This is a genomic window from Dokdonia ponticola (assembly GCF_042653865.1).
GTDB classification, from domain to species: Bacteria; Bacteroidota; Bacteroidia; order Flavobacteriales; family Flavobacteriaceae; genus Dokdonia; species Dokdonia ponticola.
The window spans coordinates 191,215-215,402 of the sequence record NZ_JBHSFV010000003.1 but is presented as its reverse complement, the minus strand read 5'-3'; the positions used below and the strand labels follow the sequence as shown (position 1 = coordinate 215,402).

The 24,188-nt window shown below is 36.8% G+C and carries 23 protein-coding genes; 11 read left to right on the top strand and 12 right to left on the bottom strand.

Features of this window, described 5'->3' with window-relative positions; genetic code table 11:
- Positions 1–451 precede the first annotated feature (451 nt).
- From ACFO3O_RS07255 to ACFO3O_RS07230, 6 genes are all read right to left on the bottom strand, one after another.
- Complete coding sequence (locus ACFO3O_RS07255; RefSeq protein ID WP_379977916.1) at positions 452–1,108, bottom strand: hypothetical protein; 657 nt, start codon at positions 1,106–1,108, stop codon at positions 452–454.
- Positions 1,109–1,114: 6 nt separating this feature from the next.
- Positions 1,115–1,771, bottom strand: coding sequence for a CoA transferase subunit B (locus ACFO3O_RS07250; RefSeq protein ID WP_379977915.1), 657 nt, complete (start codon positions 1,769–1,771; stop codon positions 1,115–1,117).
- 54 nt (positions 1,772–1,825) lie between these two features.
- Positions 1,826–2,527, bottom strand: coding sequence for a CoA transferase subunit A (locus ACFO3O_RS07245; RefSeq protein ID WP_379977914.1), 702 nt, complete (start codon positions 2,525–2,527; stop codon positions 1,826–1,828).
- Positions 2,528–2,643: 116 nt separating this feature from the next.
- Positions 2,644–4,977, bottom strand: a complete 2,334-nt coding sequence (locus ACFO3O_RS07240) for a penicillin-binding protein 1A (RefSeq protein WP_379977913.1) — start codon at positions 4,975–4,977, stop codon at positions 2,644–2,646.
- 2 nt (positions 4,978–4,979) lie between these two features.
- Entirely contained in the window at positions 4,980–5,468 is a 489-nt protein-coding gene (locus ACFO3O_RS07235) for a gliding motility lipoprotein GldH (protein ID WP_379977912.1), read from the bottom strand.
- Positions 5,458–6,774: a PSP1 domain-containing protein gene (locus ACFO3O_RS07230; RefSeq protein ID WP_379977911.1), complete on the bottom strand. Its 1,317-nt coding sequence runs from the start codon at positions 6,772–6,774 to the stop codon at positions 5,458–5,460. The genes ACFO3O_RS07235 and ACFO3O_RS07230 overlap by 11 nt, the downstream gene beginning before the upstream one ends.
- Before the next feature lie 192 nt (positions 6,775–6,966).
- On the opposite strand from ACFO3O_RS07230, the gene ACFO3O_RS07225 reads away from it, so the two are divergent.
- Complete coding sequence (locus ACFO3O_RS07225; RefSeq protein WP_379977909.1) at positions 6,967–8,358, top strand: peptidoglycan DD-metalloendopeptidase family protein; 1,392 nt, start codon at positions 6,967–6,969, stop codon at positions 8,356–8,358.
- A 17-nt stretch (positions 8,359–8,375) separates the two neighbouring features.
- Here ACFO3O_RS07225 and trhO read toward each other — a convergent pair whose 3' ends face one another.
- Positions 8,376–9,413: an oxygen-dependent tRNA uridine(34) hydroxylase TrhO gene (gene trhO, locus ACFO3O_RS07220; RefSeq protein ID WP_379977908.1), complete on the bottom strand. Its 1,038-nt coding sequence runs from the start codon at positions 9,411–9,413 to the stop codon at positions 8,376–8,378.
- Between the two features lie 450 nt (positions 9,414–9,863).
- On the opposite strand from trhO, the gene recA reads away from it, so the two are divergent.
- The 4 genes from recA to ACFO3O_RS07200 all read left to right on the top strand — a co-directional run bounded on the left by recA (position 9,864) and on the right by ACFO3O_RS07200 (position 13,479).
- Positions 9,864–10,871 carry a recombinase RecA gene (recA, locus tag ACFO3O_RS07215; RefSeq protein WP_379977907.1) on the top strand — a complete coding sequence of 336 codons (1,008 nt, stop codon included), beginning with the start codon at positions 9,864–9,866 and terminating at the stop codon, positions 10,869–10,871.
- Between the two features lie 100 nt (positions 10,872–10,971).
- Positions 10,972–11,385 (top strand): hypothetical protein, encoded by a 414-nt coding sequence (locus tag ACFO3O_RS07210; RefSeq protein WP_379977906.1) that lies wholly within the window; start codon positions 10,972–10,974, stop codon positions 11,383–11,385.
- Positions 11,386–11,413: 28 nt separating this feature from the next.
- Positions 11,414–11,962: an RNA polymerase sigma factor gene (locus ACFO3O_RS07205; protein WP_379977905.1), complete on the top strand. Its 549-nt coding sequence runs from the start codon at positions 11,414–11,416 to the stop codon at positions 11,960–11,962.
- A complete protein-coding gene (locus ACFO3O_RS07200; RefSeq protein WP_379977904.1) occupies positions 11,959–13,479 on the top strand; it encodes a hypothetical protein in 1,521 nt (506 codons plus the stop codon). The genes ACFO3O_RS07205 and ACFO3O_RS07200 overlap by 4 nt, the downstream gene beginning before the upstream one ends.
- 109 nt (positions 13,480–13,588) lie before the next feature.
- Here ACFO3O_RS07200 and ACFO3O_RS07195 read toward each other — a convergent pair whose 3' ends face one another.
- A complete protein-coding gene (locus tag ACFO3O_RS07195) occupies positions 13,589–14,332 on the bottom strand; it encodes a lysophospholipid acyltransferase family protein (RefSeq protein ID WP_379978077.1) in 744 nt (247 codons plus the stop codon).
- A 137-nt stretch (positions 14,333–14,469) separates the two neighbouring features.
- Here ACFO3O_RS07195 and trpS point away from each other — a divergent pair, with 137 nt between their 5' ends.
- From trpS to ACFO3O_RS07175, 4 genes are all read left to right on the top strand, one after another.
- Positions 14,470–15,441: a tryptophan--tRNA ligase gene (gene trpS, locus ACFO3O_RS07190; protein ID WP_379977903.1), complete on the top strand. Its 972-nt coding sequence runs from the start codon at positions 14,470–14,472 to the stop codon at positions 15,439–15,441.
- A 193-nt stretch (positions 15,442–15,634) separates the two neighbouring features.
- Positions 15,635–16,084 carry a 6-pyruvoyl trahydropterin synthase family protein gene (locus tag ACFO3O_RS07185; protein WP_379977902.1) on the top strand — a complete coding sequence of 150 codons (450 nt, stop codon included), beginning with the start codon at positions 15,635–15,637 and terminating at the stop codon, positions 16,082–16,084.
- Positions 16,085–16,090: 6 nt separating this feature from the next.
- Complete coding sequence (locus ACFO3O_RS07180) at positions 16,091–16,864, top strand: UDP-2,3-diacylglucosamine diphosphatase (protein ID WP_379977901.1); 774 nt, start codon at positions 16,091–16,093, stop codon at positions 16,862–16,864.
- Positions 16,865–16,886: 22 nt separating this feature from the next.
- Positions 16,887–17,819: an alpha/beta fold hydrolase gene (locus ACFO3O_RS07175; protein ID WP_379977900.1), complete on the top strand. Its 933-nt coding sequence runs from the start codon at positions 16,887–16,889 to the stop codon at positions 17,817–17,819.
- A gap of 52 nt (positions 17,820–17,871) precedes the next feature.
- Here the strand turns inward: ACFO3O_RS07175 and ACFO3O_RS07170 are convergent, their stop codons facing one another.
- The 4 genes from ACFO3O_RS07170 to ACFO3O_RS07155 are packed head-to-tail and all read right to left on the bottom strand — an operon-like array spanning position 17,872 to position 21,821.
- Positions 17,872–18,069: a gliding motility protein GldL gene (locus ACFO3O_RS07170; RefSeq protein WP_379977899.1), complete on the bottom strand. Its 198-nt coding sequence runs from the start codon at positions 18,067–18,069 to the stop codon at positions 17,872–17,874.
- A gap of 5 nt (positions 18,070–18,074) precedes the next feature.
- Positions 18,075–19,766: a single-stranded-DNA-specific exonuclease RecJ gene (recJ, locus tag ACFO3O_RS07165; protein ID WP_379977898.1), complete on the bottom strand. Its 1,692-nt coding sequence runs from the start codon at positions 19,764–19,766 to the stop codon at positions 18,075–18,077.
- Positions 19,767–19,769: 3 nt separating this feature from the next.
- Positions 19,770–21,368 carry an SPOR domain-containing protein gene (locus ACFO3O_RS07160; RefSeq protein WP_379977897.1) on the bottom strand — a complete coding sequence of 533 codons (1,599 nt, stop codon included), beginning with the start codon at positions 21,366–21,368 and terminating at the stop codon, positions 19,770–19,772.
- 21 nt (positions 21,369–21,389) lie between these two features.
- Positions 21,390–21,821 (bottom strand): OsmC family protein, encoded by a 432-nt coding sequence (locus ACFO3O_RS07155; protein WP_379977896.1) that lies wholly within the window; start codon positions 21,819–21,821, stop codon positions 21,390–21,392.
- Positions 21,822–22,067: 246 nt separating this feature from the next.
- On the opposite strand from ACFO3O_RS07155, the gene ACFO3O_RS07150 reads away from it, so the two are divergent.
- Positions 22,068–22,658 carry a carboxymuconolactone decarboxylase family protein gene (locus ACFO3O_RS07150; protein WP_379977895.1) on the top strand — a complete coding sequence of 197 codons (591 nt, stop codon included), beginning with the start codon at positions 22,068–22,070 and terminating at the stop codon, positions 22,656–22,658.
- Between the two features lie 371 nt (positions 22,659–23,029).
- The gene (locus ACFO3O_RS07145; RefSeq protein ID WP_379977894.1) at positions 23,030–24,082 is read left to right on the top strand and encodes a hypothetical protein; all 1,053 of its coding nucleotides are present in this window, start codon (positions 23,030–23,032) and stop codon (positions 24,080–24,082) included.
- The last annotated feature ends 106 nt before the right edge of the window (positions 24,083–24,188 follow it).

The window sequence follows — 24,188 nt, the reverse complement described above, 5'->3', positions numbered from 1 at the left end:
TAAGAATACTTTTTTAGCTAAGTATAAACAATTACCCATAAAGGCAATCCCATTTTTAAGGCTTTCAAAAAATGATTTGATAGGGTGTAGTATATCTTTTTTTGACATGTTTGTTCATTTAGGGGGTAAAAACAAAATCCGCAGGGCTCCCCCCGCGGATTTCTAACAAATCATAACATTAAACACTCGTATGAGTTTTAAAGCTATTTGGTTGTGATAAAGTTTAGATAATCATTTCAACTGATTTTTCATACACTTTATCGGTTTCAATTATTGCATTTGGGGAGTGCTAAAGTAATATAAATTTTCACTTGTGCAAACTTTAATCTTAATTTTTTTATTTAAATGTTAAAAATTCGTGTATTTCATCGATTTTTTAAGTTTTTAATCGTTAAAAATCATAAAAATTAAAAATTTACCTAAAGTAGAAATGTGTTTTTTTTAAATAGGACTAGTCAAAAATTTGAGAAATTATCCCTTTTTTATTTTCTCCGTGTTTTCTTACACTACGTACATCTGCTACTTTATAATAAGAACGACCATAATTAGAACGCTTGTCTTCTTTAAGTCGTTTTGCGATTTGATTTGTCATTTGAATCACAAATTCTTCTTCTTTATTCGGGAAAGAAAGATCACGACCTACATGGTCTAGTTTTTTGCCTCTAGAGGATTGGTCACTTTTGCGCCTAAGATAGGCTTCTGTTTCATAGAGCTCATTATAACAATGAATGAGTTCGTGGGCGAGTACTGCCATGGGAGAATTATATCCTTTGTTGTTTATAAACCATCTTTTGTTGTGGTTTTTTCTAAAGACAAGTCCGTGCGTATCATAAAAACCGATTGTATTATCAACAGGATCATAAAAGTTTTTACCTTCAGAATAGATGATTTTGATATCATTTTGAGTATCTGCAATAAGAATATCAATAATATCAACAGTTTCTGTGATGCCTTGATCTAGGTAGGCAATGGTAAGCGCATTGGTTTTGTATAGATAGTCCAGTGCTTTTGAACAATTGCGTAAAAATCGATCAGGAATGGCTTCATAATCGCGATCTTCAGAATACCTATATACATGTGCTTTATTTTGAAGATCGTAAATAGTCATACCCTATTATAGGTTCATTTCTGGCACATGATCTGGAATGATGAGTTTTCCTTCTGTGGCATTTTTAATCGTTTCTACAGAAACTCCAGGAGCTCTTTCTAGAAGTAAAAATCCTTTAGAAGTTACTTCTAGTACAGCTAGGTTGGTGACGATCTTTTTGACACAACCTACTCCCGTGAGTGGTAAGCTACACGCAGGCAATAATTTTGACTCCCCCGCTTTGTTGGTATGCATCATAGCGACAATAATATTTTCTGCGCTAGCCACAAGATCCATGGCGCCTCCCATTCCTTTAACCATTTTGCCAGGGATTTTCCAGTTGGCAATATCTCCATTATCTGCCACCTCCATTGCACCTAATATAGTTAGATCTACATGTTTTCCACGGATCATACTAAAACTAGTGGCACTATCAAAAAAACTAGCGCCAGGCAATGTAGTAATAGTTTGTTTTCCAGCATTAATAATATCTGCGTCCTCTTCTCCTTCAAATGGGAAAGGTCCCATTCCTAAGACACCGTTCTCACTCTGAAATTCTACCTCTATATCGTTACGCACATAATTTGCTACCAATGTAGGAATTCCTATACCTAAGTTTACGTAGTATCCATTTTTTACTTCTTGAGCAATGCGTTGTGCGATTTGATTCTTATCTAGTGCCATGTATACAATGAGTTAATAGTATCATCAATGAATGATGAAATGAATTTTATATGCTTACGGTTTTTGTCTTACAGTTCTTTGTTCGATACGTTTTTCATAACGTTCTCCTTGAAAAATACGTTGAACAAAAATACCTGGGATATGGATTTGATTAGGATCTAATTCACCAACTGGGACGAGTTCTTCTACTTCTGCCACGGTTATTTTGGCGGCACCACACATATTTGGATTAAAATTACGGGCAGTTCCTTTAAAAATTAGATTTCCAGCGGCATCTCCTTTCCATGCTTTTACAAATGCAAAATCAGCATCAAAAGCGTATTCTAAGATGTGCATTTTGCCATTAAATTCACGCGCTTCTTTTCCTTCTGCTACTTCAGTTCCGTATCCTGCGGGGGTGTAAAAAGCAGGAAACCCTCCTTGGGCAGCTCTGCAACGCTCAGCAAGTGTTCCTTGCGGTATCAACTCTACATCTAATTCTCCACTCAACATTTGTCGTTCAAATTCTGCATTCTCTCCTACATAGGAAGAAATCATTTTTTTGATTTGACGTTTTTGTAATAATAAACCTAGGCCAAAATCGTCAACACCTGCATTATTAGAGATACAGGTAAGTGTATTTACATCAAGACGTACGAGTTCAGCAATCGCATTTTCAGGAATACCACTTAGCCCAAAACCCCCAAACATCATCGTCATACCACTTTTTACTCCTTGTAAGGCTTCTTGGACATCGTCAACTTTCTTTGTGATCATCGTTATTTAATTTGAAATAAAAATACGAAAATTAGAGAGGAGTACGCTTTCGCGAAAGCATAAAAAAACCCTATCAAATAAGATAGGGTTATTAGCGTGTTTTTTAAGCAAGTTATTTAAATATCTAACTCATCATAATCATCATTATTGGTGTTTTGTGATTTATATTTTTCACAATCTACTTCAATCGATAGGTCTTTAGGTTTTATAAAACTTTCATCAGAGATGTTTAGGTCTTTATTGCTGTACACATCTTTCATGTACAATCCCCAAATAGGTAATGCCATAGTGGCACCCTGTCCATACCGAGTGGAGGCAAAATGTGTAGCTCTATCATCACCTCCTACCCAGACACCTGTCACCAAGTTAGGAACAATGCCCATAAACCAACCATCACTTTGATTTTGTGTCGTTCCTGTTTTACCTGCAATAGGATTTGTAAAACTATACGGGTGTCCAGTGACCACGTCTTTATAATCTGCACGATTGGATTTTCCAGAGCGTAATCTACGTCCCGAACCAGATTGTGTCACACCTTCCATAAGTTTTAATGTCACATACGCAGCTTCTTCACTTAATACATCTTTAGGGTTTGGAACATGTTGGTAAAGGATAGTTCCGTTTTTATCTTCTATAGTTGTTATAATTTGTGGTTCTATATAGACGCCTTGGTTTGCAAAAGCGCTATAGGCAGATACCATTTCATATAGACTTAAATCAGGGGTTCCTAATGCAATAGAGGGCACAGGAGGGATATTGCTTACATCTACACCTAGTTTTTCTACAAGATCAATAACAGGTTGTGGCCCTACTTCATTCATTAATCTAGCAGAAATGGTGTTCACAGAGCCTGCGAGCGCATCTTTCATGGTCATCATACCGCCATATTTACCATCAGAGTTTTTAGGCTCCCAATCTTTGGTATTTCCGTGTGTTCCTGCGGCAATACTAAACAAGGTATTAGGAAGGGTATCACAAGGTGAAATATGCAATTGATCCACAGCTGTGGCATATAAAAAAGGCTTGAAAGTAGATCCTACTTGGCGTTTTCCAGTCTGGACATGGTCATATTGAAAATGAGCCATATCAATGCCTCCTACCCATGCACGTACTTCTCCCGTTTGTGGGACCATAGATAGCATTCCTGTCCGAAGGAATTTTTTATAATAACGAATGGAGTCACGCGGAGTCATTGTGGTGTCTATATCTCCTTGCCAAGAGAAAATACTCATCTCTGTTTTCACATCAAAGGACTTTCTGATCTCGCTTTCACTTTTCCCTGCGGCTTTTAATTTACGCCATCTCTCAGAGCTTTTCATGGCATTGTTAAAGATCACGTCTATTTGATCTTCATCAATATCTCTAAAAGGGGCGGTTTTATTTTTTAGATTTTGTTTATCAAACTCGGCTTGTAATCTTGGCATATGCTTTTTTACAGCGTCTTCTGCCATACGCTGCATTCTAGAATCGATAGTGGTGGTAATGGTGAGCCCATCTCTATAAATATTATAGTATTCTGGGTTTCCATCTTTGTCAACTCCTTTTGGGTTTTCCTCAATCCATTTGGCTAAGAATTTCTTTAGATTTTCTCTAAAGTAGGTTGCCATCCCATCTCTATGTCCTTCAGGTGTGAATCTTACAATCATTGGTAATGCTTGTAGCGAATCTTTTTCTAGTGTGGTCAAAAAGCCGTTTTTTTCCATCTGCTTTAAGACCTGATTGCGGCGTAATTTAGACTTATCTCTAGAGATTTCACGGTGCGGATTAAATTGTCTAGGATTTTTAAGCATGGCGACAATGACAGCAGATTCTTCTATAGATAAATCACTCACGTTTTTATTAAAATAAATACGAGAAGCAGAACTTACACCAATCGCTCTAAACAAAAAATCTTGCTTATTGAGATACATGGCAATGATCTCTTCTTTGGTGTATTGACGCTCTAGGCGTGTTGAGATAACATATTCTTTTACTTTTTGAATTAAACGTTCTATCGTAGAGCTAGGAGGATCAGAAAACAACAATTTGGATAGTTGCTGTGTTACGGTACTGGCACCTCCTCTTTGTCCTAGGTATGCAAAAGCTCTAGCAGTTCCTTTAAAATCAATCCCTGAATGATCGTAATAACGCTCATCTTCGGTGGCAACAAGAGCATCTACAAGGTGTTGAGGTAAATCTTCGTACTTGATAGGCGTACGGTTTTCGTTAAAATAGGTGCCTAAAAGCTTTCCGTCTGCAGAGAGTATTTTGGTTGCTAGGTTGCTTTCTGGATTTTCCAACTCTTCAAAGGTGGGAAGTTTCCCAAATACATTCCAACTAGCGAGTAAAAATAACAAGATGATTGCTAAAAGGCCTCCAGCAAATAATCCCCAAAACCATTTAATAAATTTTTTAAAATGAGTTTGAGTCGTAGTGGTTGCCTGTTTTTTATTAAGTTGCTTCTTTGCCATTGTTATTGATTTTGAGGGCGTTCTATACGCAATCCTACTTCTGTAATTCCTTCCAGACGTTCATCTCCGGTAATACTACCATTTTTACGTACGGCATGTTCTATGGAGAAATGATAGGTTCCGCTTTCGCGAAAGCGTACCCCTTCTTTATACCATAATTTATTTTCTTTTACGTCATTAAACCCAGTCCCTAACCAAGCGCCTTCTGGAGTTGCCATGGGATACTCAAGTGTATCTATAAGCTGCTTTCCATTAGGGAAATCCATTCGTGTGATCAAAAATAAATTACTGTATTTATAGCTATTTGTGTTGCGTAATGTAATGAACACATTGTAAGGTGTTATACTATCTACGTTAGAAATCTCAAATTGGATCGGCTCATGAATATTCCATCCATTTTGTACGGTTTGATATTGATCGTAAACGCGATGTGTATCACACGATACTGCAGTGATGACAAGCAGTAAAAGAAATGCTACTTTATGCATCATTATTAGGTTTGTTTTTTTGTCTATTACGTCTATTGTTAGATCGTTTTGCGTTTGGTTTTGATTTTTGAGCTGGCTTTTGAGCTGTTTTCTGAGTTGGTCTTGAAGCAGTTCTTTTTTGATCTGTTTTCTTTTGTTCTTGTGGTTTATTAGTTGTTGTAGTAGTAGCACGTTTTTTATTTCTGCTACGATTATTACGACGTTTGGTGGGCGTTTTAGGCTTGTCAAAACGCGTAAGGCTATCTTGTCCTACAACGTTTCCAAAATCAATTTTAGTATCTGGAATTAATTCTGAAGCAAATTCTTCTAGACTTGCCACAGGTTCTTTTGCTTTGTTTAATCTGATGATTTCGTTTGCCTGTGCTGCTTCAAGTTTATGCCAATTCATCCACTCACCTTCATAGGCATACCAGAGAAAGCCTTGAAAAATATCTATTTTTTGACAAACAGCGGTTCCTTTTTTGGTGTATAGCTTGACATCTGTTTTAGGGAATGCTTTTAAGGCATCGAGGTAAGAGTCTAGCTCATAATTAAGACAACATTTGAGTTTTCCGCACTGACCCGCTAATTTTTGAGGATTGAGGGATAATTGTTGATAACGAGCTGCCCCAGTAGTCACCGATCTAAAATCTGTAAGCCAGGTAGAACAACAAAGTTCACGACCACAAGAACCAATACCTCCTAATCGAGCAGCTTCTTGTCGGAGTCCAATTTGTTTCATTTCTATACGAGTTCTAAACTCTTGTGCAAATTCTTTAATAAGCTGTCTAAAATCTACACGATCTTCGGCTGTGTAATAAAAGGTTGCTTTTGATGCGTCTCCCTGAAACTCAATATCAGAAATTTTCATTTGTAGATCCAGACGAATAGCAATTTGGCGGGCTTTTACCTTCATAGGTTCTTCACGCTCTCTTGCTTTTGTCCAGATATCTATATCTTTTTGAGAGGCTTTGCGATATATCTTAAGCGTGTCTTCTCTATCTTCAAGTACTTTTTTACGCTTCATTTGCACACGAACAAGCTCCCCAGTAAGGGTGACCATTCCAATATCATGTCCAGATGCTGCTTGTGTTGCCACAATATCTCCAATACTTAACGTAAGATTTTCTGTGTTTTTATAATAGTCTTTACGCCCGTTTTTAAACCGAACTTCAACATACTTAAATACTTCTTGACCTTCTGGAATAGCCATGTTTGAAAGCCAATCAAAAACAGTAAGTTTGTTACATCCATCGGTACCACAGGTGCCGTTATTTTTACAACCTTTCGGTTGTCCATCGGCTCCTGTTCCGCAATTTCCACACGCCATAGTATATATATCTTAAGGCAAAACAATTAAAATAAATATTTAATTAATATATTTAAATGTTTTACTCGTTCTTATTATTTAGATTTGATAACCAGCTAAAAGTTTAAAGATACCAATTTATTAAGGTTCTGTACGTATTCCTTTAGCAATAGAAAAAGTTATCGAACAAATTTAAGACTTAAAGTTCACCTTATGAAACTAATTCTACGTGTATCTATTTTATCATACATGCTTCTCACATTTGGAGTAAGTATGGCACAAGTTGTAGGAGGAGAAAGCGTTTTTAATCCAGAGGGGATTGAGTGTGTTTCTGAAGAAGATTATGCATTATATCATGCTGCCGTAGCACAGAATCAAGCAATGCTTACACAGCAAGGGTTACGATTATATCAAAACGACATTAGTAACTTCTCAGAACAACAAGTTTCTTTTGCGTGGCCTGTCCAACAAGCAGATGGCTTTGAGTATAATAGCACTTGGGGTATTTCTGTGTACTTTGATCATGACGAAACCACAGGAGGGTTGCAGGATTGGAATTGTGGTACACGTACCTATGACACTTCAAGCGGATACAATCATCAGGGGGTTGATATTTTTTTATGGCCTTTTTCTTGGAAACAAGTAGAGGAATCACAAACAGAGATTATTGCAGCAGCACCAGGGCAAATTATATTTAAGAACGATGGAAGTTTTGATAGAAACTGTTCCTTTAATAATCAACAATGGAATGCTATTTTTATAGAGCACTCAGATGGGAGCATTGCTTGGTATGGACATATGAAAAACGGAAGTGTCACTTCAAAAAATGTGGGAGATACGGTAGCACAAGGAGAATATCTAGGTGTTGTTGCTAGTTCTGGAAATTCTACAGGGCCACACTTACACTTTGAAGTATATGACGAAAACAATAGCCTGATAGATCCTTATGCAGGACCGTGCAACGACTTGAATGATACAAGTTGGTGGGCAGATCAAAAAGAATACCTTAACTCAGGTGTTAACGCAGCACTTACCCATACAAACCTGCCTAATTTTGGAACCTGCCCTAGTATAGAAGAAACTTTTGAAAGCACACAATTTGATGTAGGGGCTACTATTTGGTTTATAGGGTATTACAAAGATCAAGTGACAGGAACCTCTTCATTAAACCAGATATTTGACCCTAGTGGAAATCTTTATTCAAGTTGGAATACCAACTTTACTGATGATTTTGTAGCCTCTTGGTGGGGACAGCAAAGAACGATTACAGACCAAACAGGAGAATGGATCTATGTCGTAACTTATAACGGAGAAAGCCACACGCATACCTTTAATGTTGGACAACTCTCTGTAGAGGACCAACTATTTGATGAGGTTAGAGTATTTCCAAATCCAACTAGTGGCATCGTAACCATAGGAGCCCCGGTGGCTTTTAAACAAATTGTTGTAAGAGATGCGCTAGGTAGAACAGTTCTTGAATATCTAGATCTAAACAGTATTAGTATAGAAATGGATTTTTCAAGTTTAACCACAGGAATCTACTTTGTCACTGTACAAGGGTTAGATGCTGATACACAAACAACGGTAAGAGTTCTAAAAAAATAAACAGACGGGATCGAGAATTAAGCTTTGTTTTGAAACTTTAATTTTTCTGAACGCCCCTTTTTAAATATTTTATTACTGTTTCCTTTACCACTTCGCAACTTTTTTTGCTCTTCATAAGGAAGGTGCGTGATTTCTACACATTCTTGAGAACAACAGTTTTCCATTTGAGAAGCACATGACTCACATTGTATAAAAAGAAGATGACACGCTTCATTAGCGCAGTTTACGTGGGTGTCACAAGGATTTCCACACTGATGGCAATTGGAGATAATATCTTCAGAGATACGTTCTCCTCTTCTGTGATCAAACACAAAGTTTTTGCCCATAAATTTATTTTCCAGCTTTTGTTGTTCAATTTGACGGGCATATTCTATGATACCACCCTCTAACTGAAATACATTTTTAAAACCTTTGTGTTTAAAATAAGCACTTGCTTTTTCACATCGGATGCCTCCAGTACAGTACATCACAAGCTTTTTGTCTTCTTTGTGATTTTTTAAATCATCTTCAATAATATCTAGAGAATCTCTAAATGTATCAACATCAGGAGTGACGGCATTTTTAAAATGACCAATCTCGCTTTCGTAATGATTACGCATATCAACGAGTACGGTATCTTGATCTTCTATAAGGCTATTAAAGGTTTTAGCATCTACATGAACCCCTTTATTGGTCACATCAAAAGTAGCATCATTAAGCCCATCTGCTACGATCTTGTTACGCACTTTTACCTTTAGTTTGAGAAAAGATTTATTGTCTTGTTCTATGGCAATATTGAGGCGCACATCTTTTAAAAAAGGAATTCCGTCTAAGAAAGACTTGAACGTATTAAAATTTGTAGCGGGGACAGATAGTTGTGCGTTAATCCCTTCTTTAGCCACATATATACGACCTAAGACGTCCATATCGTCCCATGCGATAAACAGATGATTTCTAAAAAGTTCTGGATTCCCTATGTGTGCATATTGGTAAAAAGAGAGTGTGAAGCGCTCGTCTCCGGCTTCATCAATAAGGGTTGCTCTCTCTTTTGCACTTAATTTGTTGTACAGTTGCATGCTATACTATGTTAAGTTTAAAAGAATTAATTTGGTGCAAAGATAGAAGATTTCTAAAAAGAGAGATCGTATGCCACAAAAAAATGCCCGGAGGTCGATCCTGCGGGCATTTTTTTGAACGGCTAATTCATTTGTTAGACTTATTTCTATTTGTGTTACAAGCACAGAAATAGATGTTTAACTAGCCTCCTTCCAACTTTCGGCAATGCGTCAGCATCAAATAACGCTTTGCTTTGAGTTGGATTCTATTGTTTTTAATTCGTTTTAAACTCATTTTTAATAGTACTTCTCATAAAGAAGACTTCAAAAAAGAAAAAGGGTTGCGTCTTTTTTTAATGATGGTTGATTTTTGTTAAAAAGTATTCCGCTTTCGCGAAAGCGTACCTTGTCCCCTTCAATTAGAAACCCTACTTTTACTTACCAATTTTTAGAATTAAAAAAGAGAAGAAAATGAGCAGTGAAAAAGACGCAAAATTAAAGGCATTACAACTTACATTAGACAAACTTGATAAAACCTACGGTAAGGGAGCTGTTATGAAAATGGGAGACCAGGCTGTCGTTGAGGTAGACTCGATTCCTACAGGTTCTTTAGGATTAGATGTAGCATTAGGAGTGGGGGGATATCCTCGTGGGCGTGTGATAGAAATATATGGTCCTGAATCTTCTGGAAAAACAACCCTGACTTTACACGCTATTGCAGAAGCTCAAAAAGCAGGAGGAATTGCTGCTTTTATTGATGCAGAGCATGCATTTGATCGTTTTTATGCAGAAAAATTGAATGTCGATATTGAAAACCTTATTATATCACAACCTGACAATGGTGAGCAAGCATTAGAAATTGCAGACAATTTAATACGCTCTGGTGCGATAGATATTATTGTGATTGACTCTGTGGCGGCATTAACGCCTAAGAGTGAGATCGAGGGAGAGATGGGAGATTCTAAAATGGGATTACACGCTCGATTGATGTCACAAGCCTTACGTAAGCTCACAGGATCGATAAGTAAAACAAATTGTACCGTCATATTTATTAATCAATTGCGAGAGAAGATAGGAGTGATGTTTGGTAACCCAGAAACGACTACAGGAGGAAATGCTTTAAAGTTCTATGCTTCTGTACGTTTAGATATTCGACGTTCTACTCAAATTAAAGATAGCAACTCTAATGTGATGGGTAACAAAACCCGTGTTAAGGTGGTTAAAAATAAAGTAGCACCTCCTTTTAGAATGGCTGAATTTGATATTATGTACGGTGAAGGAGTCTCTAAGGTAGGAGAGATTATTGATATAGGAGTGAACTACGAGATTATAAAAAAGAGTGGTTCTTGGTTTAGTTATCAAGACACAAAATTAGGGCAAGGAAGGGATGCTGTAAAGGCACTACTGCTAGATAATCCCGATCTGATGGAGGAGCTAGAAACAAAAATTCATGCAGCGATTAAATTATCAAACGAATAAACAAACAAAAACCTCCTAATTTTAGGAGGTTTTTTTATGGCTAGACGCAACCATTCATACATTTATGTATCTACAGTATATAATATATCCCCCATTATATATGAAAAAGTTAAGCATAATACCCATAATTCTCCTGCTCGTTGTAGGATGTAGCACAGATGACGCCCCTTTCTTCTTTTTTGAAGTAACACCTGTTGATACAGTAAGTAATGTACCCGATGTTCTCGTAGTAGGTCAAACAGACACGATACAAGTAACCTATAAAAGACCGTCTACCTGTCATGCATTCAATGGATTTGACATTTCAAATGAAGATGGTGTGAGAGAAATAGCCATTATAACAAAAGTAGTCCAAGGAAGATCAACATGTTCTGACTTAGAAAATGACCTAAGAACGGCTCCTCTGGTGATTACACCAGAAGCAGCAGGAGAGTTAAACTTACGTTTTTTTACAGGTAATAATGCAACAGGAGATCCTACATTTGTAACATTTAATGTGCCTATTGTAGAATAGATTAAGAAAACTAACCAATAAAGATATTTTGAGTTTAGACCGACTCATTGAAAATTGTAAAAAGAAACATGCAAAAGCCCAAGAAGAGTTATACAAGCGGTATGCTAGTTCGCTTTTTTCGGTTTGCTTAAAATATGCTTCTAACTATGCAGATGCCGAAGACATACTGCAGGATGCTTTCATCACCATTTTTGATAAAGTATCACAATATAAAGGACAAGGTTCCTTTGAGGGTTGGTTAAAACGAATAGCCATCAATACAGCACTCCAACGATACCGAAAGACAGGAGTACTTAATTTGATAAATGAAGAGAATATTAGTGAAGTAGATGTAGAGGTAGAAGAAGAAAGAGTGCCTCTCGATTATTTACTTAGAATTATCCAAGAATTACCTGATAGATACAGAATGGTATTTAATCTGTATGTGTTAGATGGATATTCACATAGAGAGATTTCTGAGGTATTAGAAATTTCGGAGGGTACGTCTAAATCTAATTTGGCTCGTGCTCGCAAAATATTAAAGAATAAAATTGAGGTAAGTCAAGACTATGCCTTAAGTCAATCTCAAAACCAATGAAACAGAAAAAGAATATAGACAGGCTTTTTCAGGAGAAATTTAAAAACTTTGAAGCGCATCCTAGTGATCAGGTATGGCAGAATATTGTTGCAGCAAAAAAAGAAAAAGAAGATCGTAAAATAATCCCTATATGGTGGCGATTAGGAGGTATAGCAGCATTGTTGCTATTACTTGTAACTATAGGTAATACCTTATGGAATGGTACTTCAGATACAACCAATACAACTCCTGAACTTGTAGTGTCTGATCAAAAAGAAAATACAGATACATCAACAGATCAAATATCTCCTAAAGAGATAAACCCTACTATCACTAAGTCAACAGAATCAGAACTTGTGACAGACAGTAGCACTTCTGAAAATGATCCTTCAACTGAGACACAATCTGAAAAAACAAAAGAGAATACTACTATTTTTGGCATAAGCAATACACAAGGAGCGGTGGCTAATCAGGATAAAATAACAGTACCTAATCAGCGTGCCAATAAAGAAACCACATCTCAAGAGTACGTAGGTGATGCTAAAAATTCTACGATATCAAATACAGAAAATGCTATCGTTAAAAATACAACAGAGACAACATCACAGAAACAATCAGACCTTATTGATCCAACTGTTACCGTAGATAAGCGCATAGATGATACCACTGTTGCGGTAACTGAAAAAGAAACGACAACTGCTTCTGAAAATGCTACTACAGAAGAAGAAGACTCAAAAAAATCACTTGTTGATGAAGCAGCACGTATTATAGATGCTAACGCACAAGATGAAGAGCTAAAAGAAAAAGAAGCGATTGCCAGTAGATGGAATGTTGGTGCTGTCGCTGCCCCTGTGTATTATGGAGACTTTGGAGGTTCTGGAATTGACCCTCAATTTAAGGATAACGCAAAAACAAGTGATGTCAACTTGAGTTATGGGGTACAAGTAAGTTATGCGGTGACACCTAAGTTTAAAGTGCGAACAGGAGTAAGTAATGTAGATCTCAATTACAATACACAAGATATTTCTTTTGCCCCTAGTAATAGTGCCCGCACACTACGGGGGATCGATTTTTCTCAAAATGCTAGTTTTTTAGATATCACAGATAGAGTCAATCCTTCGTCTGCTGCTCCAGAAGTTTCTGAAGACGGACTGGGACAAGGAGGGAACACATTTTCTAGTGGAGAAATTCAGCAAAATGTAGGATATATAGAGATTCCTTTGGAAGCTATTTACGTACTTTCTGATAAGCGATTAGGTGTAGAGCTTATAGGAGGGATGAGTACCTTGGTACTTAATAATAATCAGGTGTTTTTAGAGTCTAATGGGTTACGCACAAACTTAGGAACTTCAAACGCTCTTAATGATGTAAGTTTTACAACAAACGTAGGTTTAGGACTTAATTATAAAGTAACAGAAAAAGTAAAATTAAATATAGAACCATCACTTAAGTATCAACTCAATGCCTACAAGAATAGTGTAGGAGAGTTTAAGCCTTATTATGTTGGACTCTATACAGGAGTGAATTATCGCTTCTAGGAAAGACACTTGCCGTTAGGTTAGTTTTTAGTTGGTTAGGTTAGTTGTTGCTATATGCAATAATTACAGGAAGGCGCCGCTGGTTACGGCGCCTTTTCCATGCTGTTTTTTAAGATTTTTGGTCTTTTATTAAAGCGGCTAGTATTACCTCACGAGTCTCTTCTCTCAATGTTTTTTTATCATCTTGAGACATTCCTTTTGTAGGGATAAACGAAAAAACGTGGGCTCTCATTTTTCCCGGTCCTCCCTTGTAAAATTGGTATGGAAATAATTTTTTATTGTCATAAAAAACTATAGGAACAATCGCTATTTGATGATCAATAGCAAGACGAAAGGCGCCATCTTTAAAACTATCTAATACCAAAGAAGTGTCGCTAGGAACACCTCCTTCTGGAAAAATACAAATACTCAATCCTTGTTCAAGTCTTCTTTGAGCCTGATCAAAAACAGCTTTACGACTTCTAGCATTCCCGCGATCTACGAGAATACAGGTACGTTTATAGAAAAAACCAAATAATGGGATTTTTGCAAGTTCTGCCTTTCCCACAAAAACAAAAGGATTTTTTGAAATGTGTAGCATGAACATAATATCTAACATAGAGGTATGATTAGACACCAGCATATAGCTTTCTCCTTTTTTAAAAGATTGCTCTCTTGTAACTTTAGGATAAAATCCCATTCCTAACATGATACCTCTTGCCCAAATTTGAGATAATCTAAAAAATAGAGGGTACCAAGATTCCTTCAATATACTTATGATAAGAATTGGAAATAAAACAAGTATAATAATGAGCATAAGAAGATAAAACCATATTCTCCAAAATGCTAAGCCTATTTTTCTAAAAAAGTTCATTACCTCAAAAATAGGGAAAAGGTAGTAGCCTATGCCTAGAAAAAAGTAACTTTGCTTAAAACTAGTCATAATCGTATGAGAAATGTCTAGAATAAGTATTAATAATAATGAGATACCTACGTATGTAGGTAATGAGTATGGCAAGAATTTTAACAGGTGTACAGAGCACAGGAACACCTCACTTAGGAAATTTATTAGGAGCTATCATCCCAGCGATCCAAATGGCAAATGCTCCAGGGAATGAGTCTTTTCTGTTTATTGCAGACATGCATTCACTTACCCAAATTAAAGATGGAGATACGTTACGACAGAACACCTATAGCACCGCTGCTACTTGGTTAGCTTTTGGGCTTGATATAGAAAAAACGGTGTTTTATAGACAAAGTGATATCCCACAAGTAACAGAACTTTCATGGTATCTAAGTTGTTTCTTCCCATATCAAAGACTGACACTTGCCCATAGTTTTAAAGACAAAGCAGATCGTCTGGAAGATGTAAATGCTGGGTTGTTTACCTATCCTATGCTTATGGCTGCAGATATCCTTTTATATGACGCAGAGATTGTTCCTGTAGGAAAAGATCAGGCACAGCATTTAGAGATGACGAGAGATGTAGCGAGTCGTTTTCATGCAGCAACAGGTGGTGAAACCTTCGTTATGCCAGCCGTTAAGCACAATGAAGATACCATGTATGTCCCAGGAACTGATGGGGGGAAAATGAGTAAATCCAAAGGAAATATTATTGATATTTTTCAACCAGATAAGAAGCTCCGCAAGCAAATTATGGGCATTCAAACCGATAGTACACCGCTAGAAGAACCTAAAAATCCAGACACCTGTAATCTATTTGCACTCTATAAACTTATCGCAACACCAGAGCAGATTGCAACGATGCGCTCAAATTACGAAGGAGGTAATTATGGATATGGTCATGCAAAACAAGCATTTTATGAGTTAATCATAGAGAAGTACGCAACCCAACGTGAGCGTTATAACTATTATATGGCAAATCTTGATGAGGTGGATAAAGCCCTTAGTCTTGGCGCAGAAAAAGCGACACGCGTAGCCAATGATGTCTTAACTAGAGTTCGAAAGAAAGTGGGGTATTAATTGAATTTTGTTACGATCAATCAAAGCAATATATGTTATTATATTTAAAATCAATCTTTTAGTATGGACTTCATGAGTTTTTTAAGTGGAAACGGTTTGTTCCTGATATTAGCACTCGTATTAATTGTCGTATTTTTATACAATAAAATTAAGAATAGAAAGCGGTAAGCGTACGCTTTCGCGAAAGCATAACATGGCAAACATTCGCATTACAAAACAATTTACATTTGAAACGGGTCATGCTCTTTATGGCTACGACGGAAAGTGTAAAAATGTACACGGACACAGTTACGAATTAAGTGTAACGGTGATTGGAACCCCTATTTCAGATACAAATCATGTAAAATATGGAATGGTCATCGATTTTGGGGATTTAAAAAAAATAGTGAATAAAGAAATTGTAGATGTGTTTGATCACGCCACGGTTTTTAATAAAAATACGCCTCATGTAGAACTTGCAAAAGAACTATCAGACAGGGGGCATAATGTATTGCTCGTAGATTATCAACCTACCAGCGAGATGATGGTGATTGATTTTGCTCAAAAAATTCAATCCTTACTTCCAGATCATATTCAACTTCATTCACTAAGACTTCAAGAAACGCGTACCAGTTACGCAGAGTGGTTTGCAAGCGATAACTAGCCTATTATGAATATCCCAGAAGGAAAGAAAATTTATTTTTCTAGTGATAACCACCTTGGTGCTCCAACACACAATGAGAGTAGACCTAGAGAGCAAAAATTCTTACGATGGTTAGATGAGATACGACCTGATGCACACGCTATTTTTTTGCTAGGGGATCTTTTTGATTTTTGGTTTGAGTATCGCACGGTCGTTCCTAAAGGTTTTGTAAGAACACTCGGTAAGCTAGCCGAATTTAGAGATAGCGGTATAGAAATTCATTTTTTTGTAGGAAATCACGACCTGTGGATGAGTGGTTATTTTGAAGATGAGCTAGGCATTCCTGTCTATCACGAGCCTAAAGTGTTTACCATAAACGACAAGAAGTTTTTCTTAGGACACGGAGATGGTTTAGGTCCTGGAGACAAAGGATACAAGCGAATGAAAAAAATATTCAAAGGGCGCTTTTTTCAATGGGTATTTAGATGGGGACATCCCGATATTGGAATGCGTATTGCTCAGTATTTTTCTGTTAAAAATAAACTGATATCAGGCAATGATGACCATATTTTTCTAGGGGAAGAAAATGAGTGGCTTGCTACATATGCTAAACGTAAGCTTGAGACTGAACATTACGACTATTTTGTTTTTGGACATCGTCATTTACCCATGACCATTAAAGTAGCAGAGCAATCTACGTACTTTAATATAGGCGATTGGATTCACCATTATACCTATGGGGTTTTTGACGGAGAGACTTTTGAAATCAAAGAATTCGAAGTTTCAAAAGAAGAAAAGTAATTGTAATAAAAAACAAAAAACCATGCGTACGTGTCTTACAATTGTATCTATCCTTCTTTTTTTCACAGCCTGCAAGCCCTATGAATCTGTTACGATGAGACCTGAACAAATTACGTATGATAATTTTAGAAGTCAGCAGCAATCATTTTCCTCAAAAGACGGGGTTATAAAATACATAGATAAAGGTCAAGGTCCTGTAATTCTACTACTACACGGAGTGCCTACTTCAGGATGGTTATATCGTAAAATGATAGATCCGCTCGTAAATGCTGGTTATCGGGTGATTGCACCAGATATGCTCGGTTTTGGAAATAGTGATTCTCCAGAAGGCTACGAGATCTATTCTGAAGAGATGCATGCACAACGGTTATTAGAATTAATGAATGCGTTAGGCATAGATTCTTGGTCACATGTAATGCATGATGCAGGAGGTTTGTGGACCTGGGAGTTCTTAGAGTTAGCACCTAACAAAGTCAACCATTTAGTTATTTTAAATACGATTATTTACGAAGAAGGTTTTGATCCTCCCATACGGTTTAAACCTGGATTTATGGCGCGTACAGCCATGTGGGGCTATCGTAATGGGATCACAACAAACCTTATGCTGAAAGGTCTTTTTAAAGAGGGACTCACAGAAAACACCTTAAATAAAACAGATGTAGAAGGGTATAAACGACCCCTTAAAGAAGGAAAGACCAAGGCAATGTATTACTTCTTTACACAAACCTGTAATGCACTTCCAGCGTATCAGCCTATGATTCAAAAAATGGAAATGCCCGCTATGATTATTTGGGGTAAAAATGATACCTTCTTACAATTAGAACCACAACAGAAAGCACTTCAAAAAGATTTAGGGATAGTAGATAAAGATGTACATATCTTAGAGGCAAAACATTTTATACAAGAAGAAAAACCGCAAGAAATTGTGCAGAACATCTTGAGTTTTCTCAAGTAAATTACCTCGAGCAGTCCTTGGAGTATTTAAACCTCGATTATCGAGTAAATCTCTATTTATTCAAGAAATCTTTAAAACCTTGCATGGTAAAGAGTTTCCAGATAGCAAGGATTCCTACAATGACTTTTATAATAGTTGCAAGAATAATGAATTCATTACCGTAAGGCCAATGCATTATCTTAAATAGCGTTCCTATTGTCATAATGATAAAAGTGATTAGGAACAATGCAAGTATATGTTTTACTTTCATGAAAGTTATTTAATATCCTTTATACGCAGTTGTAGATCTACCTCTCCATTCCATGCATTTTCATCTAAAACGTAGGCTGCGCTAAATGGTTTTTTATTACTAATAAGATCATATGCATCCCCTATTCCAAAACCGATCCCTCCAATTCTCTTTCCTTTGTTATTTTGAGTCACGGTGACCTTAAGATGTGTTTCATCGGCGCCTACTCTTTTACCATATCCTGTGTCTACAAGATTTTCTGTCATAAAGGTAGGTTTCATATTGCCAGGGCCAAAAGGAGCAAACTGTTTAATGATGCGATAAAATTTTTCGGTGATATCATCAAGGTCAATTTTGGCATCTATGGTGATTTCAGGAATCAATAAACGTTCTTCACAGCTAGCATTTACTACATCTTCAAAACGTTGCTTAAAAGCCTCGTAGTTTTCTTCTTTTAAGGTAAGTCCTGCCGCATATTTATGTCCTCCAAATTGCTCTATCAAGTCTTCACACTCATGTAAGGCATTATAGACATCAAACCCTTTTACAGATCTCGCAGAGGCTGCTAGTTTATCCCCGCTTTTGGTAAAAACGAGAGTGGGTCTGTAGTAGGTTTCTATGAGTCGAGACGCCACAATACCAATCACACCTTTATGCCAATCTTCTTGGTATACAACAGACGTTTTTCTGTTGGTTTCGTTGTTTTTTAGGATTTGTTTAAGGGCTTCTTCTGTGATGGATTTATCGGCATCTTTTCGGTCTGCGTTGTATTGCTCTATTTCAGTGGCGTATTGATGCGCGGCATCAGCATCATTTTCTACGAGTAAGGTCACAGCATGATTTCCGTGTTTCATACGTCCAGCAGCATTAATGCGAGGAGCAATGATAAAAACAACATCGGTGATGGTAAGCGTGTCCTTTTTGAGTTGTTGTATGATCGCTTTAAATCCAGGTCTTGGGGCGGTATTGATGACTTCAAGACCGTAGTAGGCAAGGATTCTGTTTTCTCCTGTCATAGGTACAATATCAGCTCCTATGGCGGTAGCAACAAGATCTAAATAAGGATGAAGCTCTGAAAAGGGTTGGTTACGCTTTCGCGAAAGCGCACTTATTAATTTAAACCCTACGCCACACCCACATAACTCATCATAGGGATACTCACAATCGTCACGTTTGGGATCTAATACAGCTACAGCATCTGGAAGTTGCGGCCCAGGGCGGTGGTGGTCACAAATAATAAAGTCCACGCCCTTTTCCTTAGCATAAGCGACCTTGTCTATGGCTTTAATACCACAGTCTAAGGCGATGATAAGTGTCATATCGTTATCTGAAGCATAATCTATCCCCATATAAGAAACGCCATATCCCTCTGCATATCGATCTGGGATATAGGTGGCAATCATGGGATGGAGGGTCTTTAAATAGGACGATACGAGTGCAACACTTGTGGTGCCATCTACATCATAATCGCCATAAATAAGAATATTTTCTCCTTGGGCAATGGCATGTTCAATACGGGAAACCGCTTTATCCATATCCTTCATCAGAAATGGATCATGAAGATCTTCTAGAGAGGGGCGGAAAAATTGTTTTGCCTTGTCAAAGCTATCAATACCTCTTGCTAGCAAAAGTTGCGCAATGGTTGGATCAACTTGTAACGATTGGGAAAGCGCATGGACGTTTTCTGAGTTTTGTATAGGTTTTAGATTCCACCGCATGAATTACTTTGAATTTATTTTGAATACCCAGGCATCTTTAAGATCTTCATCCTGTCTTATTTGTTTTAATTCCTCTCGCACTACCGTTAGACTTTCATTATTTCCAATAGAGACATAATAAAGATTGTTTTTGGGCCCTTTAAAAGTCATAGATTTAATGTTTTTGGCCTCTAATTTTTTCACCCATTTTTCAGCATTTTCTTCAGAAGAAAAAACATTGGATATAATATGATATCCTTTTAGTACATCAGTAGTTTTTGTAGGTTTTTTATCACTGATAGTGGCAGTCGTATTGTCTATGATTTCCGTTTCTTTTTTTGGAGTTGTTTTGACTTCTATTTGCTTTTCTTGGATAACGAGATCTTCTTTAACAATAACTGGTCTTGTATCTTCAACAGCTTCTTTAGGAGTCGTTTCTGTGACAGTCTCAGGAACAGTTTCTTCTGCGACTTCTTGTTCTTTACTATTTGCATCTAGATCTGCAGTCGTGGTTACATCCTGGTAAAAAGTTTCATTAAGTGTTGTTTGAAAAGCGGCGAAATAGACATAATACCTGTCTTCTCGTGTTTTGAACTGTAATTTAAAACCACTAGCACTAGTTGCGATACTTTCATTTATGGCATTGGGAATTGTGATTTTAGCAATGTCAAATCCTAAAGTATTTTTACTATTGGGTGTCCTGTCTGTAAAGTAGAAGTTGTCTATGGTAATACTACTATTAAAAAAATTATTAGAGGCTCTCACATCATTATCTAGCGTTACAAATTTTTTCTCCTTAGGATAATAAATAGCAATTTGGTCTTTTTTTAAGGTAAGATCTCCTTCAAGCGCGCTTATGGTAATGGCTGTTTGTGTTTCAGCTTTTTCTGAAGCCTTAAAATTTCCAAAATCAATGTCAACGCCTTTTTTATCAATATGATTAAAACCTTGGTAAGTGGTGATGTATTGAAGGGGATCTTGCTCTCGTTCATAAATAACATAGAGCATCCAACCAGCAGCACTCCCTCCAGAAATGTATCCTTGAGTAACAGGAATATTTGCAACGGTGTAGGTGCCATTAATCGTTTGATTGTTTTTAATGATATCTGTAATGTCTTTGTAGCAAGTGTAAGGCCTACTGGAGGTAATTCCTTTTACGGTTCCTTGTTTTCCATCATACACCAATTCTCCCCTCAAGGGCATGTAGTTACCGCCTGGAACTTTAAACTGAATTTCTTGAATATCTTTTGTAGGCTCTCCATTTGCTTTATACACATAACGTCTTCCTTTGGCTACTTTAGTTCCTTTTTCTGTAGGATAGGTAGCGGTCCAATACAGAGCAGCATACTTTAATGTGGTATCTTCAGGAATGGTAAGATTGGCACTACTAGAATTGAATGTAGATGAATTTTCATCTATATCTACATATTTCATTTTTGTTCCGTCATTAACACCGCTTTTATCACCTGTAGCTTTATTTTGGTGCTTACTTACATTATTGTTTCCTATAACTTGGGTGTTTCCGTGGATATAAAATTCATTAACTCTTGTAAACTCTTTACTGTTTTGAGCAGAAAGAACTATAGTAAATAATAAACTTATAGGAATAAGAAAAAGACGCATGAGATTTGGGGTTATAATTAGTTAGGCGTTGATTTTATGAAAGTGGACACCTACTTCTAATGTTGCAAATCGTCTAAACATTTCCATGACACCGCAATACGTACTTTCAGATAAATCGACTGCTTTTTGAATTTTTGCTTCATCTAGATCATTTCCATAAAAATGATAATCTAGCCATACTTTGTGGTAATATTTAGGATGCTCTTCGGTAAGTTCTCCTTTTACTTCCATTTTAAACTCAGGAACAGCCACCCGCATTTTATTTAAAACAAAAACAATATCAAGACCTGTACAACCCGCAAGTGATGACAACATCAATGCTTTTGGGCTCATTCCTTCATTTCTTCCTCCATTTTCTGGAGATGTATCGATGAGTGTTTTATATCCTGTAGGACTATCAGTTTCAAATTGCATTTCTTTTTTATAGGTAGTAGTAACTGTATGTGATGCCATTATTTTATGGATTTTTGAATATTTGAAGGTACAAAAATGATAGGGAAATGCCTATCTTGCTTTCGCGAAAAAAAATAGTCGCATGTCTTAAAAGCGGTGTAAAAATACTGTTTTTGTGACAGATAAAAATTTTGTAATTGTGGGTTTTCATGGATACGCTTTCGCGAAAGCGAAATACCACAAGAAGTATAACACATGTGAGGATTTATAAGCGATTATAAATATCACAGCTAATAAAAGAAAAAGATGCCATTAGTAACACCATTAGATGCAGCACACGACGAAACAACAAAAGAGCTTGCCGAATTTTTTAACGAGACCCTAGGGTTTTGCCCTAATTCTGTACTTACCATGCAGCGTCGTCCCGAGATTTCTCGAGCATTTATAAACCTTAATAAAGCAGTGATGGCAAATCACGGTAGAGTAACCTCTGCTTTAAAACGTATGATTGCTTGGGTGTCAAGTAACACAACGGGATGCAGGTATTGCCAAGCACATGCTATACGAGCTGCAGAGCGTTATGGAGCAGAACAAGAACAATTAGATAATATCTGGGAATACAGAACACATTCTGCTTTTTCTGATGCAGAACGAGCAGCCCTAGATTTTTCACTAGCAGCAAGCCAAGTGCCTAATGCGGTTGACGCGAGTATTAAATCAGCGTTGTACGAACATTGGGATGAAGGAGAGATTGTAGAAATGCTTGGCGTGATCTCATTATTTGGATATCTCAATCGCTGGAATGATTCTATGGGAACTACCTTAGAAGACGATGCTATTGATAGTGGAAATCAGTACTTAGGGAAACATGGCTTTGAAGTTGGAAAGCATGTGTAATAGCGTTATTTGATCTTATAAAGAATATACATTTTGTGCCATAAAGAGAAACCTAAAACAGACTCTTTATGGCTCTTTTTACTTTCAAATAGCACCCAAAAAGCAACACTATCTTATAGCTAATTGTTAGTTTCTAGGAGGTTAAACCTTTGCGATATGAAAAAAAACCTCACACATAGTGTGGTAAAAACGTAATTTATCCTTATGTTTGGTGCGTAATTCTTACTTAATATAGTTTTAAACACCTGTAAAAGGCATATTTATCGGACAAAATACACATTAGCATTAAAAGAGCAAATGTTGTTCCTTTTGAATATGTAAAAGGTCTATTAGTTCTATATTTACCGAAGATTTTTTTGAAATAAAACAATATGAAAACAATGACAAAACAATTACTAATTTTTAGTATTCTTGCTTCAGTACTTTTTGCTTCATGTAGTGATGAACAAACAACGATCAGCAGTGATGCTAGTATAGATTTAGAAGTAGCTATTGAGCAAATAGACTTCAGTCCTGAAACTGCAGAACCAGACAGTAGATTTAATGAAACAAATGAAGGTCTTTATCACGGGGTTTTTGTGACATTAGATGCTGGTATTCATGCAAAAATTTGGATAAACATCAATAACGACGGGCATTACAATGCTACTGTTGTTTCTAATCAAGGCGATCGATTTCGCTTTGCAGGAATCCCTACAAGTAGAGAAGGCTATACCTTTTCTTTTGTTGGAGAAAGAGGTTCTTTTGACTTTGATGTGACTGATATTAACAGTCCAGTAGCAACAAACGTAATTGTAGATAATAAAGAAGCACATGTAACTGTTGTAAAAGACAGAGCAGGACAACGTGCTGCTGCTATACTAGGAACGTTTATGTCAGATGACGATTCTCCTTTAGGAGTTATTTCAGGAACTTGGGATTTAATAACAGACGGCACACCTAATCCAGATGCTTTTAACTTCCCTTTATTAACGGAAGTCGTTATTACAGTAACAAACACGGGGATTGTATATTCAGACACTGATTTTGAGACATTTAATTATCCTTGTTTCTTTCTCCCTTCGGGACCTATAGCACCTATTTTTTTACATGAAGACCCGATGACCACTCCAAACGGACGTAATGAGTTTTGGGCTCAAGATCAATCATTTCAGTTAGGAAATGCTACATTAACCTATTGGTTAGGACAAAGTAGTGGTGCTGTTGATACTAACCCTATGTTAGAAAATCATGGTTTCCATAACAATAATTTTGCAGATCCACCAGTGGCTGTATGTAGTGCTGTAGAGAATAAAAAAGGAATTTGGTTCTGGAATGGACGTTCAGGATTCTCTAGTTTTGATGATCCTTTTGATGTTCCTATGAGAGCCGCAGAAAATATAGATTACGAAGGTTTTCAGCAAATGCTTAGAGAAATTAACTAGAAATAAATAGGGCTTCTTACACAAGAAAACCAGTTTGTCACCTAAAATATACTGCCTCCAAAACATTCATGTTTTGGAGGCTTTTTTATGTAATATAACGGCTGTT

Bases quoted from the DNA above. Each gene is read 5' to 3' on its own strand.
- ACFO3O_RS07195 (WP_379978077.1), bottom strand. From the start codon at position 14,332: ATGAACTTTTTTAGAAAAATAGGCTTAGCATTTTGGAGAATATGGTTT.
- ACFO3O_RS07250 (WP_379977915.1), bottom strand. From the start codon at position 1,771: ATGGCACTAGATAAGAATCAAATCGCACAACGCATTGCTCAAGAAGTA.
- ACFO3O_RS07225 (WP_379977909.1), top strand. From the start codon at position 6,967: ATGAAACTAATTCTACGTGTATCTATTTTATCATACATGCTTCTCACA.
- ACFO3O_RS07200 (WP_379977904.1), top strand. From the start codon at position 11,959: ATGAAACAGAAAAAGAATATAGACAGGCTTTTTCAGGAGAAATTTAAA.
- ACFO3O_RS07210 (WP_379977906.1), top strand. From the start codon at position 10,972: ATGAAAAAGTTAAGCATAATACCCATAATTCTCCTGCTCGTTGTAGGA.
- ACFO3O_RS07150 (WP_379977895.1), top strand. From the start codon at position 22,068: ATGCCATTAGTAACACCATTAGATGCAGCACACGACGAAACAACAAAA.
- ACFO3O_RS07185 (WP_379977902.1), top strand. From the start codon at position 15,635: ATGGCAAACATTCGCATTACAAAACAATTTACATTTGAAACGGGTCAT.
- ACFO3O_RS07245 (WP_379977914.1), bottom strand. From the start codon at position 2,527: ATGATCACAAAGAAAGTTGACGATGTCCAAGAAGCCTTACAAGGAGTA.
- ACFO3O_RS07255 (WP_379977916.1), bottom strand. From the start codon at position 1,108: ATGACTATTTACGATCTTCAAAATAAAGCACATGTATATAGGTATTCT.
- ACFO3O_RS07235 (WP_379977912.1), bottom strand. From the start codon at position 5,468: ATGATGCATAAAGTAGCATTTCTTTTACTGCTTGTCATCACTGCAGTA.
- ACFO3O_RS07155 (WP_379977896.1), bottom strand. From the start codon at position 21,821: ATGGCATCACATACAGTTACTACTACCTATAAAAAAGAAATGCAATTT.
- ACFO3O_RS07170 (WP_379977899.1), bottom strand. From the start codon at position 18,069: ATGAAAGTAAAACATATACTTGCATTGTTCCTAATCACTTTTATCATT.
- ACFO3O_RS07145 (WP_379977894.1), top strand. From the start codon at position 23,030: ATGAAAACAATGACAAAACAATTACTAATTTTTAGTATTCTTGCTTCA.
- ACFO3O_RS07175 (WP_379977900.1), top strand. From the start codon at position 16,887: ATGCGTACGTGTCTTACAATTGTATCTATCCTTCTTTTTTTCACAGCC.
- recJ (WP_379977898.1), bottom strand. From the start codon at position 19,766: ATGCGGTGGAATCTAAAACCTATACAAAACTCAGAAAACGTCCATGCG.
- ACFO3O_RS07230 (WP_379977911.1), bottom strand. From the start codon at position 6,774: ATGGCGTGTGGAAATTGCGGAACAGGAGCCGATGGACAACCGAAAGGT.
- ACFO3O_RS07240 (WP_379977913.1), bottom strand. From the start codon at position 4,977: ATGGCAAAGAAGCAACTTAATAAAAAACAGGCAACCACTACGACTCAA.
- trpS (WP_379977903.1), top strand. From the start codon at position 14,470: ATGGCAAGAATTTTAACAGGTGTACAGAGCACAGGAACACCTCACTTA.
- trhO (WP_379977908.1), bottom strand. From the start codon at position 9,413: ATGCAACTGTACAACAAATTAAGTGCAAAAGAGAGAGCAACCCTTATT.
- recA (WP_379977907.1), top strand. From the start codon at position 9,864: ATGAGCAGTGAAAAAGACGCAAAATTAAAGGCATTACAACTTACATTA.
- ACFO3O_RS07160 (WP_379977897.1), bottom strand. From the start codon at position 21,368: ATGCGTCTTTTTCTTATTCCTATAAGTTTATTATTTACTATAGTTCTT.
- ACFO3O_RS07180 (WP_379977901.1), top strand. From the start codon at position 16,091: ATGAATATCCCAGAAGGAAAGAAAATTTATTTTTCTAGTGATAACCAC.